Consider the following 15,448-nt stretch of genomic DNA (forward strand, 5'->3'; position numbering starts at 1 on the left):
CGGGCCTGACGGCCCCGGGAATGCGGACGAGCGGTCAGCTCGATGTATATGCCAACCATTCATCCACCAAAATACATTCCCGGGTCGGTGAGCACATCGCGCCGTCGCCGCTGCAGGAAGGCGCGCTCCGCCGGGCTCTCGCTCAGCGCGAGGGCCGCCTCGTAGGCCCGTACCGCGTCGGCCGTGCGGCCGAGACGGCGCAGCAGGTCGGCGCGGACGGCGTGCCACACGCGGTAGCCGTCGAGATCCAGCGCGTCGACCAGGTCGAGGGCCGGGCGCGCGCCCTCGGTCTCGGCCACCGCGACCGCCCGGTTCAGGGCCACGACCGGACTCGGCGCGACGGCCATGAGCTGGTCGTACAGCCGTAGCACCTGCTCCCAGTCGGTGGCGTCGGCGGTCGGCGCGTCACTGTGGACGGCCTGCACCGCGGCCTGGATCTGGTACGGGCCGGGGCGGTTGCGGCGCAGGCAGCGGCGGACGAGCGCCTGCCCTTCGGCGATCAGGTCCCGGTCCCAGCGGCCCCGGTCCTGGTCGGGCAGCGGCACGAGCGTGCCGTCGGCGTCCTCGCGTGCGCCGCGGCGCGATTCGACGAGCAGCATCAGCGCCAGCAGCCCGCTGGCCTCGGGCTCGTCCGGCATCAGCTCGGTCAGGAGCCGGCCCAGCCGGACGGCCTCCGCGCACAGGTCGGCGTCGCCCTCGTAGCCCTGGTTGAAGATCAGGTAGACGACGGCGAGCACGCCGTCGAGGCGGTCGGGCAGGTCGGCGTCGCGGGGCACCCGGTAGGGGATGCGGGCGTGGCGGATCTTCGCCTTGGCGCGGACCAGTCGCTGCGCCATGGTCGGCTCGGGGACCAGGAAGGCGCGGGCGATCTGCGCGGTGGTCAGACCGCCGAGCAGCCGCAGAGTCAGGGCGACCTGCGCCTGTGGGGCCAGCGCGGGATGACAGCAGGTGAAGACCAGGCGGAGCCGGTCGTCTCGCACGGGGCCCTCCTCCACGGGCGGGTCGGCGGCGTACAGCAGGACGGCCTCGGCCTGACGGGCGTCCCGGGTGGACTCCCGCCGCAGCCGGTCCACGGCCCGGTTGCGCGCGGTGGTGATGATCCATCCCGCGGGGCTGGGCGGCACACCGGTCTGCGGCCAGCGGCGCACGGCCGTGGCGAAAGCGTCCTGGACCGCTTCCTCGGCGAGGTCGATGTCGCCGAGGAAGCGGACGAGGACGGCGACGGCCCGGCCGTACTCCGCGCGGAAGACGGCCTCGACGTCCGTGGTGTCCGGCATCGCTCAGTGCGTGTCGGCGAAGGGGCGCACCTCGATGGGCAGGGTCGTGGCCAGGGCCGCCTTCCGGCCCCAGTCCAGGGCCTCGTCCAGGTCCGCGGCCTTGATCAGGCAGAGGCCGCCGAGGTACTCCTTGCCCTCGGCGTACGGCCCGTCGGTGACGAGCACGTCGCCGTCCTTCGGCCGCAGCACCGTGGCCGTCTCCGGTCCGTGCAGTCCGCCGGCGAAGACCCAGGCGCCGGCGGCGCGCAGTTCGTCGTTGTACGCCTGCACTCGGCGCATGATGCCGGCGAGCTCCTCGGCCGCGGGCGGCTCGCCGCCGACGGGCTGGACCACGCTGAGCAGGTAGTGCGTCATGACGTCCTCCTGGGGTGTCGTGCCGTGTCGTGCCCTTGTCTCATCTCCTACACGAACGGCGCCGTCCCGGATCGACACCCCGCGCCGGGAACCGGGAAAGAATCTCGTCCATGACCGCACCGCACCCTCTCGTCGCCCGCGCCCGCCGCCTCGCCGAGGACCTCCTCGCCCCGCAGGCCGAACAGGTCGACCAGGGGGAGGTGCCCGCCGGTCATCTCGCCGAGATCCGACGCTCGGGTCTGCTCGGTCTGCACGCCCCGAAGGAGTACGGCGGCGCGGCGGCGTCCTCGGCGGTGGTGCGGGAGACGGCGGAGATCCTGGCCGGGGCGTGCTGCTCGACCTGGTTCGTGCAGACGCAGCACCACACCCCGGTGCTGACCCTGGCCCGGAGCGAGGGGCCCGTGCGCGAGCGTCTGCTCGGCCGGCTGGCGACCGGTGAGCTGCTGTCCGGGGTGGCGTACGCGCATCTGCGGGCGTATCCGCGCACGCCCGTGCGGGCCACCCGGGAGCGGGGCGGCTGGCGCTTCGACGGAACGGTGCCCTGGTACACCGGGTGGGGTCTGAACGACGTCATGCTGCTGGCCGGGGTCACCGAAGCGGACGAGGCCCTGTTCGCGTTCGCCGAGGCACGGCCGCAGCCGGGTATGCGGCCGTCGGCCCCGATGCGCCTGGCCGCCCTCTCCGCGGCCCGCACGGTCTCCCTGGAGCTGGACGGGCTGTGGCTGCCGGAGGAGGCGGTGGCCCTGCGCACGCCTTACGAACAGTGGGCGGCGACGGACCGCGAGAGGACGGCGAACACCAACCCGGCGGTGTTCGGCGTCACCGGGACGGCCCTCACCCTGCTGGACGAGGACACGGCGGCTCCCTTCCGCGCCCGGCTGACCGCGCTGCGCGGCGAGGCCTACGCCCTGGCCGACCACCCCGCGCCGCACGGGCGCCATGCGCGACGGCCGGCTCTCAGGACACAGGCGTACGAGCTGATGCGGGCCGTCACCACCGCTGCGGTGGTCGCCGGCGGAGGCCGCTCGATGCTGCTGACGAACAGGGCCCAACGCCTGGCGAGGGAGGCCCTGTTCCTGATGGTCCAGGGCCAGACGCACGCGTCGCGCACGGCGCATCTCGCCGCGCTGGCGGGCTGATCGACCGATGGCGGGACGGCACGCTCAGCTCGCCGCGGCCAGATACGGCGTGCGCCCGAGCGCGGCCGAGAACTGGTCGACGACCTGGGCGAGGGCCTCGGTGGCGGCCGGCGCGACGGTGACGGAGCCGTCCTCGTGGGCGGTGATGTCCTTGTCGAGGGTGAACCAGCCCTGCACGATGTGGGCCGCGCCCATGGAGTTCAGCACCGGCCGCAGGGCGTAGTCGATGGCCAGGACGTGGGCGGTGGAGCCGCCGGTCGCCAGGGGCAGGACCGTCTTGCCGGTGAGCGCGTACTGCGGGAGCAGGTCCAGGAGCGCCTTGAGCACGCCGGAGTAGGACGCCTTGTAGACCGGGGTGGCGACGACGACGCCGTCGGCGCGCGCGAACAGCTCGGCCGCCTCGACGATCGCCGGGTGACGGAAGTCCGCGCCGAGCAGGGCCGCGGCGGGGATCGTGCGGACGTCGAGCGGGATCACCCGGTGCCCCTGGGCGGCGAGCCGCTGGTCGAGGTGGCGCAGCAGACGGCCGGTGCGGGAGGAGGCGGAAGGGCTGCCGGAGACGGACAGGACGGTGGCCATGGGTCCTCTTTCGAAGGTGCCCGGGGCGCCTCGGCGCGGCGGGGCGCTGCGGGTGGGAGCGGTCAGGATCACCAGGTGGCTGCGGGCGGTTCACCCGCGAGGACCGCGGCGAACTCGCCGGCCCGGGCGGGCGGGCATGCGGAACTCCTGGTGCGGAAGGTCTTCGGGCACGCCGGACTCACGGCGTCCAGACGCCGGAGGCCGTGCCGCGTCAGGGGAAACGGGCGCGGTGAATCCGGGCGGAGACGCGGAGAGAAGAAAAGAGCGCGGCGGATCGCGGGAGGGATCAGGCCGCGGCGCAACAGGAGGCGCTGGAGACGCGCGCGAGGTCGACATGGCGTCGCCGCGTGAGGTCCAGTCGCATGTTCATGTCGATGATCGTGGCAGCCGTCGGCGACGGCAGTCAAGGAGAAGCGGCCCGGTCTCGTATCGCGGACCGGGCGTTCCCGCCGACGCGGGACGGGGGGAACACGCCTGCACAGCCACCGGACGGACCCGCTACGTCTCGAGGGGGCCGGGCGCGTCGCCCGGCCCCCTCAAGGGGTTCAGTCCTCGTCGCCGAGGGGGACCACGACGAGGAAGGCATCCGACTTCAGGTCCATGACCACGGTCGCGGGCTCCCCCTCGGCTCGCCGCCGTGCCGCGTACTCCTCCGCCGGCCACGATCCTCGCGGGGATCCTGCGGGGAAACGCTCCAAGACCTTCGCGCTCATAGCGGCAGACACCTCCCGATGCGTAACGGACAACTGCTCCGTACTCCGGCTTCCCGGGATCGGCGCGAACATGTTCATCCGCGAGCCGACGGGGCGTCACCTGTCCCGGTCCGGTCGCGGCCGAGCCGTCCGGGCCACCAGGCGGGGGCTCCGATGTCCCGCACCAGCGCGGGCACCAGCAGTGAACGCACGACGAGGGTGTCGAGCAGGACTCCGAAGGCGACGATGAAGGCGATCTGGGCGAGGAAGGCCAGGGGGATCACCCCGAGCGCGGCGAACGTGGCGGCGAGCACCACGCCGGCCGAGGTGATGACGCCCCCGGTGGTGACCAGTCCGCGCAGGACGCCTTCGCGCACACCGTGCCGCAGGGACTCCTCGCGCACCCGGGACATCAGGAAGATGTTGTAGTCGACTCCCAGCGCGACCAGGAACACGAAGCCGTACAGCGGCACGGACGGATCGGTGCCGCCGAAGCCGAACACGTGCCGGAACACGAGGCCCGAGACGCCCAGCGTGGCGAGGAAGTTCAGCGCCACCGTGGCCACGAGCAGCACGGGCGTCAGCAGGGACCGCAGCAGGACCGTCAGGACGAGGAGGATGACGGCGAGGACGACGGGGACGATGAGGGTGCGGTCGCGTTCGGCGGTGCGCAGGGTGTCGTAGCGCTGGGCCGTGTAGCCGCCGACGAGGGCGTCCGCGCCGGGGACGGCGTGCAGGGCGGCCCGCAGGCGGGCCACGGTGCGCAGCGCGTCGTCGCCGTCGGCCGCGGAGGCGAGGGTGGCGTCGATCCGCACCCGTCCCTCGACCACCAGGGGCGTGCCGCCCGGGCGTCCGGACGCGCCGACGCCGGCCGCCGAGGCGACGCCCTCGGTGGTCCTGGCCGCGGCCAGGACCTCCGGGAGCCGGCGGGCGTCCGCGACGATCACGGTGGGGTTGCCGGAGCCTCCCGGGAAGTGCCGGCCGAGGGTGCGCTGCGCGGCGACGGAGGGGGCGTCGTTCACGAAGGTCTCGTCGAGGGGCGTCCCCTGGGAGGCGAGCGTCGGAGCGAAGGCGGCCGCGGCCAGCAGAGCGGCGAGGGCGACCGCCCAGACGCGGCGCGGGGCCCGGTCGACGAGCCCGGCGACGCGTCGCCAGACGCCGTGTCCGGTACCGCCCGCGTGCGTGCGCGAGGGCCAGTAGGCGGTCCGGCCGAGGAGGGACAGGACGGCGGGCAGGAAGGTCAGCGTGCTGAGCACGGCGCAGCCGATGCCGACGGCGCCGACCGGTCCGAGCGCGCGGTTGTTGGTGAGGTCGCTGAGCAGCAGCGCGAGCAGTCCGAGGGCGACGGTGGCGGCGCTGGCCACGATCGCTCCGGAGGAGCCGCGCAGCGCGCCCGTGACGGCGGCGAACCGGTCGGCGCCCGCGGCGAGTTCCTCCCGGTGGCGGGCGGTCAGCAGGAGGGCGTAGTCGGTGGCCGCGCCGATCACGAGGATGGAGAGGATGCCCTGGACCTGCCCGTCGACGCGCACCATGCCGTGGTCGGCGAGCGCGTACACGACGGCGCAGGCGAGGCCGAGGGCGAGGACCGCGCTGAAGATGATCACCAGGGGGAGCAGCACACTGCGGTACACCAGCAGCAGGATGACCAGGACGGTGGCCAGGGCGACGCCGAGGAGCAGTCCGTCGATGCCCGCGAAGGCGTCGGCCAGGTCCGCGCGGGTCGCGGCAGGTCCCGCCAGCTGGACCGTGGTGCCGGGGACGCGTTCGGCGGCGGCGCGGATCCGGTCGAGGGTGGGGGCGAGGTCGTCCCCGAGGTCGGGGCGCAGGGGCACCACGGCCTCGATGGCCCGACCGTCGTCGGAGGGCAGCGCGGGCGACGCCGCGCCGGACGCGCCGCGGTCATGGGCGAGCGGGGCGAGCGCGCGGTCGGCGTCCGCCGTCCGGCGCTCGATCACGGCCCGGCCCGCTCCGGCCTCGCCCGCCGTGGGTCCGCCGCCCGCGGTCCACACGACGATCACCGGGAGCGTCTCCTGCTGCCGGAAGGCGCGTTGCGCGGTGACGACCTCGGTCGACTCGGCGCTGCGCGGCAGGAACGCCGCCTGGTCGTCGGTGGCGACCTCGCCCAGCCGCCCGGCGTAGGGGCCGAGGACGCCGCCGACGACGAGCCAGACGGCGACGAGGAGGAACGGGACGAGCCGGCGGGCGCGTCGAAGGGTGGCGGACATCGTTCTCCGGTTCCGGGAGGAAGGTGTGGAAGGCGCGGCATCTCGGCGGCAGTGATACTCGATGAAAAACAATCTCAATGATTGAGCAAGTCATTCGTCGAGTGATCTTAGACGTCGCCTGTCCTTCTGCCCTCGGCAGGTCCCCGGATGCACCCTCCACCGGTCCCGGACGCAGCCGGGAGAGCCCGTCTCAGCGCCCGGGCGCGTGGATCTCGGACAGTTCCTCGCCCATCGCGCCGAGGAAGCGCAGCACCACCGACAACTCGTCCTCGGTGAACCGGGCACGCGCGGCCCGGGTCGCCTCGGCCAGCGGCCGGAAGTAGGCGCGGGCCGCCGACCGGGCTTCGTCCGCGTAGTACAGGTGGACCACCCTGCGGTCGGCGTTCTCCCGGACCCGGCGGATGTGACCCGCGCGCTCCAGCCGGTCGACGCACGCGGTGACCGCGCCGGAGGTCAGCCCGAGATGCTCACGCAGCCGCTTGGGTGTCATCGGCCCGTCCGCGTCCAGGATCGCGGCGAGCGCCTGGACGTCCGTCGCATGCAGTCCCTGGTCCCCGGCGAACCCGTGCACCAGCCGGTTGATCTCGCCGTTCATCCGCCGCAGCCGGACGGCGAAGGCATGCAGGTCGGTCGGCGCGCCGGACGCCTCGGACCGCTCTTCCGGCACCCGCTCCGCACGCTCGTCAGCTGTGGCCACGAGGTCAGCGTAGTCGCCGTCCGCGATCACTCGTTCGTGCGCACAACCCCGGGGTGCATCCGCACGCCGTCTCCGCGTGGAAGCGATCTGAAGGGACCGTCCGCCGGGCGTCGCCGCGTCGGCGGACGTCGCCGTACCGGCCCCAGGGGGCCGACCGAACGAAGGACCGAGGACTCATGACCTCAGAGGGCCGCGACGCCGGATCGCTCTGCCTGGTGACCGGCGCCACGGGATACGTCGGCGGCCGGCTCGTCCCTGAACTGCTGGCCGCCGGCCACCGGGTGCGCTGTCTGGCCCGTGCCCCCGAGCGGCTGCGCGACCACCCCTGGGCCGGGGACGTCGAGACGGCGCGCGGCGACGTCACGGACGCCGCGTCGATCGCGGCGGCCCTCCAGGGCGTCGAGGTCGCCTACTACCTGGTCCACGCACTCGCCACGGGCGACGACTTCGAGGAGACGGACCGCCGGGCCGCCCGGATCTTCGGGGAACAGTGCCGGGCGGCGGGCGTGCGCCGCATCGTCTACCTCGGGGGCCTCACCCCGGCCGACGTGCCCGAGCGGGAGCTGTCGCCGCACCTGCGCTCACGCGCCGAGGTGGGACGGATCCTGCTGGCCTGCGGCGTCCCCACCGCCGTGCTGCGGGCCGCGGTGGTGATCGGCTCCGGGTCGGCCTCCTTCGAGATGCTCCGCTATCTGACGGAGCGGCTGCCGGTGATGGTCACCCCGAGCTGGGTGCACACCCGGATCCAGCCCGTGGCCGTCCGCGACGTGTTGCGCGCCCTGGTCGGCTGCGCCCGGCTCCCGGACGACGTCGCCCGGGCCTTCGACATCGGCGGACCGGACGTCCTGACGTACCGCGAGATGATGCTCCGCTACGCCGAGATCGCCGAACTGCCGCGCCGGCTGATCCTGTCGCTGCCGATGCTCACCCCCGGCCTGTCGAGCCACTGGGTCGGGCTGGTCACCCCCGTGCCGGCCTCGATCGCGCGGCCGCTCACCGAGTCGCTGCGCCACGAGGTGATCTGCCACGAGCACGACATCGCCCGGTATGTTCCGGACCCGCCGGGCCATCCCCTCGGCTTCGACGAGGCGGTCCGGCTCGCCCTGCGCAAGGTACGGGAGGCGCAGGTCGCCACCCGCTGGTCCTCCGCCTCCGTCCCGGGCGCGCCCAGCGACCCGCTGCCCACCGACCCCGGCTGGGCCGGGGGCAGCCTCTACACCGACGTCCGCGACCTCGCCGTCGACGCCCCGCCCGCGTCGCTGTGGCGGGTGATCGAGGGCATCGGCGGCGACAACGGCTGGTACTCCTTCCCGCTCGCCTGGGCCGTCCGCGGCCGGCTCGACCGGCTGGCGGGCGGGGTGGGGCTGCGCCGCGGCCGCCGGGACGCCGCCCGGCTGCGGGTGGGCGACTCGCTGGACTTCTGGCGGGTCGAGGAGATCGAACCCGGTCGCCTGCTGCGGCTGCGGGCCGAGATGCGGCTGCCGGGCCTGGCCTGGCTGGAGCTGCGGGCCGAGCCGGAGGCCGGCGGCCGGGCCCGCTTCCACCAGCGCGCCGTGTTCCACCCCCACGGCCTGCTCGGCCACGCCTACTGGTGGAGCGTGGCGCCCTTCCACACGCTCGTGTTCGGCGGCATGGCGCGCAACATCGCTCAGGCGGCGGTGGCGGACGCGTCGGCGCGGGCACGGGAACCGGCCCGCTGACCGGTCACGACGGGAGGCGGCCCCGAACCCCCCGCCCGGCTGCATCCGCCGGGCGCCGCCGATCGGAAGCGATGCACGGAACGCCCCCTCCCCCGGAGCCCCCTCATGAACGTCTCGCTCGTCCTGTTCACCGCCGACCTGCGTCTGCACGACCACCCGCCGCTGCGCGCGGCCCTCGACGGCGCGCGCCAGGTGGTCCCGTTGTTCGTGCGCGACCGGGCCGTCGACCGCGCCGGGTTCGCCGCGCCGAACAGACTGGCGTTCCTCGCCGACAGTCTGCGCGACCTCGACGCGGGACTGCGCGAGCGGGGCGGCCGGCTCGTCGTGCGCTCGGGCGAGCTGGTGGAGCAGGTGTGCCGGGTGGCGGCCGAGGCGGAGGCGGACGAGGTCCATCTGGCCGCCGACGTGAGCGCGCACGCGCGACGGCGCGAGGAAGGCCTCCGGCGGGCCCTGGAGTCCGAGGGCGTGCGGCTGCATGTGCACGACGAGGTGACGAGCGCCGTCGGTCCGGGCACGCTCGCCCCGGCCTCCTCGGACCACTTCGCCGTGTTCACGCCGTACTTCGGACACTGGTCGCGGGCACGGCTGCGTGAGCCGCTCGACGCGCCCCGGACGGTGCCGGTCCCGGAGGGGGTCGGCTCCGAGGAACTGCCCGACCGCAGGGACCTGGCGGGGCTGTCGCCGGGTCTGGCGGCGGGCGGCGAGGAGGAGGGCCGCCGGCGCTTCGCCTCCTGGCTGCGGTCCGGCGTCGGCACGTACGAGGACGGTCACGACGACCTGGCGGGCGACGCCACCTCCCGGCTGTCGCCCCATCTGCACTTCGGGACCCTGTCCGCGGTGGAGCTCGTGCACCGCGCGCGCCAGGTGGGCGGGCCGGGAGCCGACGCGTTCGTACGGCAGGTGGCCTGGCGCGACTTCCACCGCCAGGTGCTCGCGGCCCGGCCCGGGACGGCGACCGCCGACTACCGCACCAAACACGACCGCTGGCGTTCGGAGCGCACGGCCCGCGCCGACGTCGAGGCGTGGCGGGAGGGCCGCACCGGCTACCCGCTGGTGGACGCGGCGATGCGGCAGCTGCGCCACGAGGGATGGATGCACAACCGGGGCCGCCTGCTGACCGCCAGCTTCCTCGCCAAGACGCTGTACGTCGACTGGCGCGTCGGCGCCCGCCACTTCCTGGACCTGCTGGTCGACGGGGACGTGGCCAACAACCAGCTCAACTGGCAGTGGGTGGCGGGCACCGGCACCGACTCGCGGCCCAACCGGGTCCTGAACCCCGTCACCCAGGCGAAGCGGTTCGACCCCGACGGGGCGTACGTACGGCGTTGGCTGCCGGAGCTGGCGGACCTGGCCGCGCCCGAGGTGCACGAGCCGTGGAAACTGACCGGCAAGGACCGCGCGGCGCTCGACTACCCGGACCCGGTCGTGGCGCTCTCCGAGGGACTGGCCCGGTTCAAGCGGGCCCGGGAACGCCCCTGAGCGCCCCTCACCACTGCGGAGCCGCGCTCAGCAGGAGATCGCGCACCCGGGTCACGTCCCGGTTCGCGGCCGCGCCGGGCCGCTGGACCAGGTACGCCGTGTTGATGGGCGGGTCCGACGGCTCGTGGAGCGGGACGAGGGCGCCGGAGGCCAATTCGCCGAGGCAGAGATAGCGGGGCAGGACCGTGACGCCCGCTCCCGCGACGGTCGCGGCCAGGACCCCGCGCAGATCGGGCACGGTCACCGCGGCGGAGCCCGACAGACGCCTGCCGAAGACGTGCCGCCAGTAGCGGCGCGCGATGGGCAGGTCCTCCGCGTACGTGATCAGCGGGACGCCGTGCAGGGCCGCCGGGCCCTCGGCGGCCAACGGGCCCCGGAGCCGCGCCGCCCACACCGGGGCCGCGACGAGGACGAACTCCTCGTCCGTCAGGGGGACCGCGTGCAGGGTGCGGCCGCGGGGGCGGGTGGTCGCGACCACCAGGTCGTGCCGTCCCGCGCGCAGCCCCTCCAGCAGCGCGTCGGTCAGGCCGGTGGCGACGCGCAGCCGCACGCCGTCGGCCACCAGCGGCGCCAGCGCGGGAAGCGCACGGGTGCACAGCAGTTCGGCCGGTCCGGCGAGGTGCACCGGATCGGCCGGACCCGCCCGGCCCGCCCCCGGGTCCGGGTCGGCCACGACGGCCAGCTCGTCGAGCGGCGCGGAGACACGGGCCGCCAGCTCGTCGGCGACGGCGGTCGGCGAGACGCCGCGCGGGAGCCGTTCGAAGAGCTCGCGCCCGGTCTGCCGCTCCAGCGCCCGCATCTGCGTCGTCACGGTCGGCTGGGAGAGCTTCAGCAGCTGCGCCGCCCCGGTGAACGAGCCCGAGCGGTACACGGCGAGGAAGGTGCGCAGCAGGTTCAGGTCCAGGGGGCCGGCCGGTCGGCCGTCGCTGTGTTCCACCGCGCCAGTATTCCTCCGCCGCCCATAGGATCCTCGATGCCGGGCATCGGAATCCTCATTGGATCCCTATGCCTCGACCGCCTAGGTTCGCTCAGGCACCCATGCGTCGGCGGTCCGCGGAGCGGAGCGTCGGCGCCGACCCTCTCGGAGATCACTCATGGCCAAGATCCTTTTCGTGCTGACCGGCGCCGACCACTGGACGCTCGCCGACGGCACCCAGCACCCCACCGGCTTCTGGGCCGAGGAAGCCGTCGCCCCCTACGAGGCGTTCCGGGCGGCGGGCCACGAGGTCGTCGTCGCCACGCCCGGCGGCGTCGTGCCCACCGTGGACAAGGGCAGCCTGGCCGCCGAGGTCAACGGCGGGCAGGAAGGCGCCGACCGGGTCGCCGCCGTGCTCGCCGGCATGACCGAGCTGCAGCGGCCGCTGCGACTGGAGGACGTGGACCTCGGCGACTACGCGGCCGTCTTTTACCCGGGCGGCCACGGCCCGATGGAGGACCTGGCCGTCGACGCCGTGTCCGGGCGTCTCCTGGCCGACGCCCTGGCCTCGGGCAGGCCCCTGGGCGTGGTCTGCCACGGTCCGGCGGCGCTGCTCGCCGCGGTCTCCGAGGACGGCGCCAACGCCTTCGCGGGCTACCGGATCGCCGCGTTCACCAACGCCGAGGAGCACCAGGCCGGCCTGGGCGACAAGGCGAAGTGGCTGCTGCAGGACCGGCTCACCGAGGCGGGCGTCGACGTGCGGGTCGGCGAGCCCTGGGCGCCGCACGTCGTGGTCGACCGCAACCTCGTCACCGGCCAGAACCCCGCCTCCTCCGCCCCGCTCGCAGATGAACTGCTGAAGAAGCTGCACTGAGGCGGTCGCCCGCACCGGACAAACCTCCGTTCGTCGCCCGCGCCGTCTCCGGCGCCCGCGTCCGTGAGGACGCCCCCGCCTCCCGGCCGTTCGCGCGCCCCGGGACGCCTAAGGGCGCCGCGCCCCTCGGGGCCCGGCGGCTCTCAAGCCCGGCGGCTCTCAGGCGCCGGGGCCCGGAGGCCTCGGCCGTCGGCAGTGCGGCCGTGCCTCATGCCGTGCCGCGGCCGTGTACGCCGGCCAGCAGCGTCAGCGCGTCGCTCAGGCCCGTGGGCCGGGGCAGGCCCGGGGCGGCGCGGCCGGCCCAGCCGGAGCCGCCGAGCACCACGGTCGGGGCCCGCCGGGCTCCGGTGACCCCCCACCGGGTGTCCGCGAGATGCCGGGCCAGGGGCAGGCTGGCGGTGGACCGCGTCTGCGCCCACAGCACCACGGCGACCGGGCCCAGCCGCCGCACGGCCGCGATCAGCGCCTCGACCGGCACGGCCGCTCCGAACATCCGGGTCGGGACGCCGAGTTCGAGGAGGCCCGCGTTGAGGGCCTCCAGCGGCAGACTGTGCTGTTCGCCCGGCACGCAGGCCAGCAGCACCGGCCCGGGCCTTCCCTCCTGACCGCCCGTCACGACGGCGTGGGGCGCACGGCGCAACGCGGTGGAGACCTGCCAGGACAGCAGGTGCTCCACCTCGACGTACCGGTCGCCGGACGAGGCCCACTTACGTCCCACGGCGTGCAGGGTCGGGACCATCACCTCCTGCCAGGCGACGGCGAGTCCGTGGCGTTGCACCGCCGCCTCCAAGCGCTCCGCGACGGCCGGCGCGTCGAGGCGCACGGCAGCGCGGGCCAGGCCCCGGCACTCCTGACGGACGTCGCCGCCGAGTGCGAGAGCGCCCGGCTCATCCGTCCGTTCGGGGACCGTGTCCGCCGGTTCCGCGGCCGGCCGGAGCACCGCGTCCTTCGCCGCGCGGGCCGCGTCCGCGGGAGGCACGCCGGAGGAGGTGAGCCGGCACATCGCCTCCAGCACGGCCACGTCGCTCGGCCGCCAGCGCCGGTGCCGGCCGTCCGCGCGCACGGCGGGCCCGATGCCGTACCGCCGGTCCCACGAACGCAGGGTGGTGGGCGCCACGCCGAGCCGGTGGGCCAACGCCCCCGTGGTCAGAACGGCGTCATCGGGACTCGGCAGCTCGCTCACGACGCCACGATACGACGCAGAAGCGACGCACGGTGCGCCCGTCGGCACACGGCTCATGAGGCCGGATCAGCTCCGCGTCATCGCCGCGCCATCGCCGCGCCATCGCCTGATGATTCGGCGCGGGCAGGTGGCGCGATCGAGGAACGCAGACTCTACACATAAAGGATTAATAAGAGCACAATGGACATGCGCGGCGCTTACCGCACACCGCACCGAAGCGGTCGGCCCTGAGAGTCAAAGGAGACGGATCATGGCCAACGTCTCGCCCACCAGAGGCGACATGTCGACGCACCCCGACGTTCCCGAGATGCAGGCACGCTACGCCCGCATGCTCGGCGGTCGTGATGTGGCACTCGTGGACGGACCGGTGTTCCTGCTGGGTCTGTACTGTGCCGTGTCCCCGTGGGTACTCCACTACACGGCGAGCCAGCCCGCCCTGGTCACCCACAACCTGATCGTCGGCATCGCGATCGCCCTCCTGGGCCTCGGCTTCACCGCGGCTCCCGCACGGATGTACGGCCTGAGCTGGGCCATGTGCGCGGCGGGCATCTGGATGATCGTGGCACCGTGGATCGTCGGCGACAGCCCGGACGCCGGCGTCGCGGTCAACAACATCGTCATCGGCGCGCTGGCCCTGCTCCTCGGGCTGATGTGCACCGCAACGGCGGCGCGGAGCACCCGCACCCCCACCCCGTAGTCCCGTCCCGCACCCGGAGCACGGCCGGGCCGACCCGCGGACGCGGGCCGCCCCGGCCGTCACACATGGCCCCGCCGTCCCGGCGCCCGCCCGACGGGGGGAGGGCGCGCCGAGCGGAACGGACTGTCCCACCGCCCCGTGGGCAGACATCAGTCAACGGGCCAACGGGCCAACGGGCCAACGGGCCAACGCGCTCGCACGGAGAAGCGGAGGGGCGGAGATGGAGATCAACGGCATCATCAGTGCCATCTTCATCGGCATCGTCATCGGTGTGCTCGGGCGGCTCGTCGTCCCGGGACGCCAGCGCATCGGCGTGCTGTGGACGATCGGGGTCGGCATCGTGGCCGCGCTGATCGGCTCGCTGCTCGCCGCGGGCCTCGGGGTCGACGACACGAAGGGCGTCGACTGGATCGAGTGGCTCATCCAGATCGGGCTGGCCGCGGTGGGCGTCGCCGCACTGGACCGGGCGAAGTCGCGACGCTGACGCACGGTGCCCGGCACGACCTCAGTGGGTGTAGAGGTACGGGGTCGTCGTGCTCAGCGCGGCGAAGCCGAGCCGTTCCAGGATGGGGCGGCTCTGGTCGGAGGCGTCGACCTGCAGATACCGGTAGCCGCGTTCGGCGGCGATGCGGGCGCGGTGGGCGATCAGCGCGCGGTAGAGACCCCGGCCGCGCCAGCCGTCGACGGTGCCACCGCCCCACAGACCGGCGAATCCGGTGCCCGGGACGAGTTCCATCCGAGCCGAGCTCACCGGCACGTCCCCGGCCAGCGCGACCAGGGCGACGAATTCTTCGGCGCCCGACGCGAGGCGGGCGCGCAGGAGGTCGCGCAGCCAGGAGCCGTCACGGCCGAAGGCCCGTTCGTTCGCCTCGACCATGAGCTCGACGCCCGCCCGGTCGGTGACCGGGACGATGCGGACGCCCTCGGGCGGTGCGACGTCGCCGAGTTGGTCGCGCGTCTCGCCGACCATGAGGGTCTCCTCCTCGTCGGGCACGAACCCGGCCGCCGTGAGCCGCTGCCCGAGGTCGGCCGGACGGTCGTGCCCGTACAGCTTCCACTCGAACTCGTGGCCGAGGCCGCCGAAGTGGGCGACCTGCTCGGCGATGGCCGCGTCGGCGTCGGTCGCGTCCAGGTCGGACCACAGGACACCGCTCCAGCCGCCGTCGCCGCCGATGTGCCGGACCACTCCCCCGGCCTTCTCGACCCGGGCGTCGGAGCTCTCGGGGCGCGCGCCTTCGCGCATCTCCCGGTCGTACAGGGCGAGTACCGCGGCATGATCCATGCGCCCACTCCAGCACCCGCCCGTGCCCCCGCACAACGCAATTAGCGCGGCGGGGGCTTCCCTGCGTCGGCGGGCGCTCCCGTGCCACCCGGCCGGCGCAGGCCGTGCCGGTCGACGAGGCGCGGGCTGCGCTCCGGGCGCGCTTTCCCAGGCCGCCGAGCGCGACCGCAGGCCCCCCGCGCCCGACCGGGCCTGCGGCTCGTCCGCCCGTCGGCGCCGCTCAGCGCCCGGTGGGCGGGCGGAACCTCCGGTAGAGCAGCGCTCCGCCCAGCATCAGGGCGGCGCTGCCGGCGAGGGCGGGCAGGGCGGCGTCGGCTCCCGTGCGGGCGAGGGCGGCGACGGGCGCCGCGGCCT

Annotated in this window: 17 protein-coding genes; 6 read left to right on the forward strand and 11 right to left on the reverse strand. The window is 74.6% G+C overall.

Annotated elements, in window-relative coordinates:
* Positions 1-59 precede the first annotated feature (59 nt).
* Positions 60-1,277, reverse strand: a complete 1,218-nt coding sequence (locus BG482_RS29115; protein ID WP_069772137.1) for an RNA polymerase sigma factor — start codon at positions 1,275-1,277, stop codon at positions 60-62.
* A gap of 3 nt (positions 1,278-1,280) precedes the next feature.
* Complete coding sequence (locus BG482_RS29120) at positions 1,281-1,631, reverse strand: YciI family protein (RefSeq protein WP_069772138.1); 351 nt, start codon at positions 1,629-1,631, stop codon at positions 1,281-1,283.
* A 110-nt stretch (positions 1,632-1,741) separates the two neighbouring features.
* Between BG482_RS29120 and BG482_RS29125 the strand changes: the two genes are divergently transcribed.
* Positions 1,742-2,770, forward strand: coding sequence for an acyl-CoA dehydrogenase family protein (locus tag BG482_RS29125; RefSeq protein WP_069772139.1), 1,029 nt, complete (start codon positions 1,742-1,744; stop codon positions 2,768-2,770).
* Between the two features lie 24 nt (positions 2,771-2,794).
* Here the strand turns inward: BG482_RS29125 and ssuE are convergent, their stop codons facing one another.
* The 5 genes from ssuE to BG482_RS29145 form a co-directional block, all read right to left on the reverse strand.
* On the reverse strand, positions 2,795-3,349 hold the full coding sequence (gene ssuE / locus BG482_RS29130; protein WP_069772140.1) for an NADPH-dependent FMN reductase: 555 nt from the start codon (positions 3,347-3,349) through the stop codon (positions 2,795-2,797).
* A 286-nt stretch (positions 3,350-3,635) separates the two neighbouring features.
* A complete protein-coding gene (locus tag BG482_RS46230; protein WP_370745902.1) occupies positions 3,636-3,719 on the reverse strand; it encodes a putative leader peptide in 84 nt (27 codons plus the stop codon).
* A 175-nt stretch (positions 3,720-3,894) separates the two neighbouring features.
* The gene (locus tag BG482_RS29135) at positions 3,895-4,062 is read right to left on the reverse strand and encodes a hypothetical protein (RefSeq protein WP_176741484.1); all 168 of its coding nucleotides are present in this window, start codon (positions 4,060-4,062) and stop codon (positions 3,895-3,897) included.
* A 74-nt stretch (positions 4,063-4,136) separates the two neighbouring features.
* Positions 4,137-6,266, reverse strand: coding sequence for an MMPL family transporter (locus BG482_RS29140; protein ID WP_069772142.1), 2,130 nt, complete (start codon positions 6,264-6,266; stop codon positions 4,137-4,139).
* 190 nt (positions 6,267-6,456) lie between these two features.
* On the reverse strand, positions 6,457-6,963 hold the full coding sequence (locus BG482_RS29145) for a MarR family winged helix-turn-helix transcriptional regulator (RefSeq protein ID WP_069772161.1): 507 nt from the start codon (positions 6,961-6,963) through the stop codon (positions 6,457-6,459).
* Positions 6,964-7,139: 176 nt separating this feature from the next.
* Here BG482_RS29145 and BG482_RS29150 point away from each other — a divergent pair, with 176 nt between their 5' ends.
* Complete coding sequence (locus tag BG482_RS29150) at positions 7,140-8,663, forward strand: SDR family oxidoreductase (protein ID WP_069772143.1); 1,524 nt, start codon at positions 7,140-7,142, stop codon at positions 8,661-8,663.
* Positions 8,664-8,768: 105 nt separating this feature from the next.
* Positions 8,769-10,142, forward strand: coding sequence for a deoxyribodipyrimidine photo-lyase (locus BG482_RS29155; RefSeq protein ID WP_069772144.1), 1,374 nt, complete (start codon positions 8,769-8,771; stop codon positions 10,140-10,142).
* Between the two features lie 7 nt (positions 10,143-10,149).
* Here BG482_RS29155 and BG482_RS29160 read toward each other — a convergent pair whose 3' ends face one another.
* A complete protein-coding gene (locus BG482_RS29160; RefSeq protein ID WP_069772145.1) occupies positions 10,150-11,079 on the reverse strand; it encodes a LysR family transcriptional regulator in 930 nt (309 codons plus the stop codon).
* Positions 11,080-11,236: 157 nt separating this feature from the next.
* Between BG482_RS29160 and BG482_RS29165 the strand changes: the two genes are divergently transcribed.
* Positions 11,237-11,932: a type 1 glutamine amidotransferase domain-containing protein gene (locus tag BG482_RS29165; RefSeq protein ID WP_069772146.1), complete on the forward strand. Its 696-nt coding sequence runs from the start codon at positions 11,237-11,239 to the stop codon at positions 11,930-11,932.
* A 208-nt stretch (positions 11,933-12,140) separates the two neighbouring features.
* Here the strand turns inward: BG482_RS29165 and BG482_RS29170 are convergent, their stop codons facing one another.
* Positions 12,141-13,115, reverse strand: a complete 975-nt coding sequence (locus BG482_RS29170; protein WP_069772147.1) for a MerR family transcriptional regulator — start codon at positions 13,113-13,115, stop codon at positions 12,141-12,143.
* 250 nt (positions 13,116-13,365) lie between these two features.
* On the opposite strand from BG482_RS29170, the gene BG482_RS29175 reads away from it, so the two are divergent.
* Both BG482_RS29175 and BG482_RS29180 read left to right on the forward strand, forming a co-directional pair.
* On the forward strand, positions 13,366-13,812 hold the full coding sequence (locus BG482_RS29175; protein WP_069772148.1) for an SPW repeat protein: 447 nt from the start codon (positions 13,366-13,368) through the stop codon (positions 13,810-13,812).
* 220 nt (positions 13,813-14,032) lie between these two features.
* Entirely contained in the window at positions 14,033-14,296 is a 264-nt protein-coding gene (locus BG482_RS29180; RefSeq protein WP_069772149.1) for a GlsB/YeaQ/YmgE family stress response membrane protein, read from the forward strand.
* A 21-nt stretch (positions 14,297-14,317) separates the two neighbouring features.
* On the opposite strand, the gene BG482_RS29185 is transcribed toward BG482_RS29180, so the two are convergent.
* On the reverse strand, positions 14,318-15,094 hold the full coding sequence (locus tag BG482_RS29185; protein WP_069772150.1) for a GNAT family N-acetyltransferase: 777 nt from the start codon (positions 15,092-15,094) through the stop codon (positions 14,318-14,320).
* 220 nt (positions 15,095-15,314) lie between these two features.
* Positions 15,315-15,448 (reverse strand): LPXTG cell wall anchor domain-containing protein (locus BG482_RS41565; protein ID WP_141746667.1); only part of this gene is annotated, 134 nt, incomplete at its 5' end.

This window comes from Streptomyces sp. LUP30 (assembly GCF_001746365.1).
Lineage (GTDB): Bacteria > Actinomycetota > Actinomycetes > Streptomycetales > Streptomycetaceae > Streptomyces.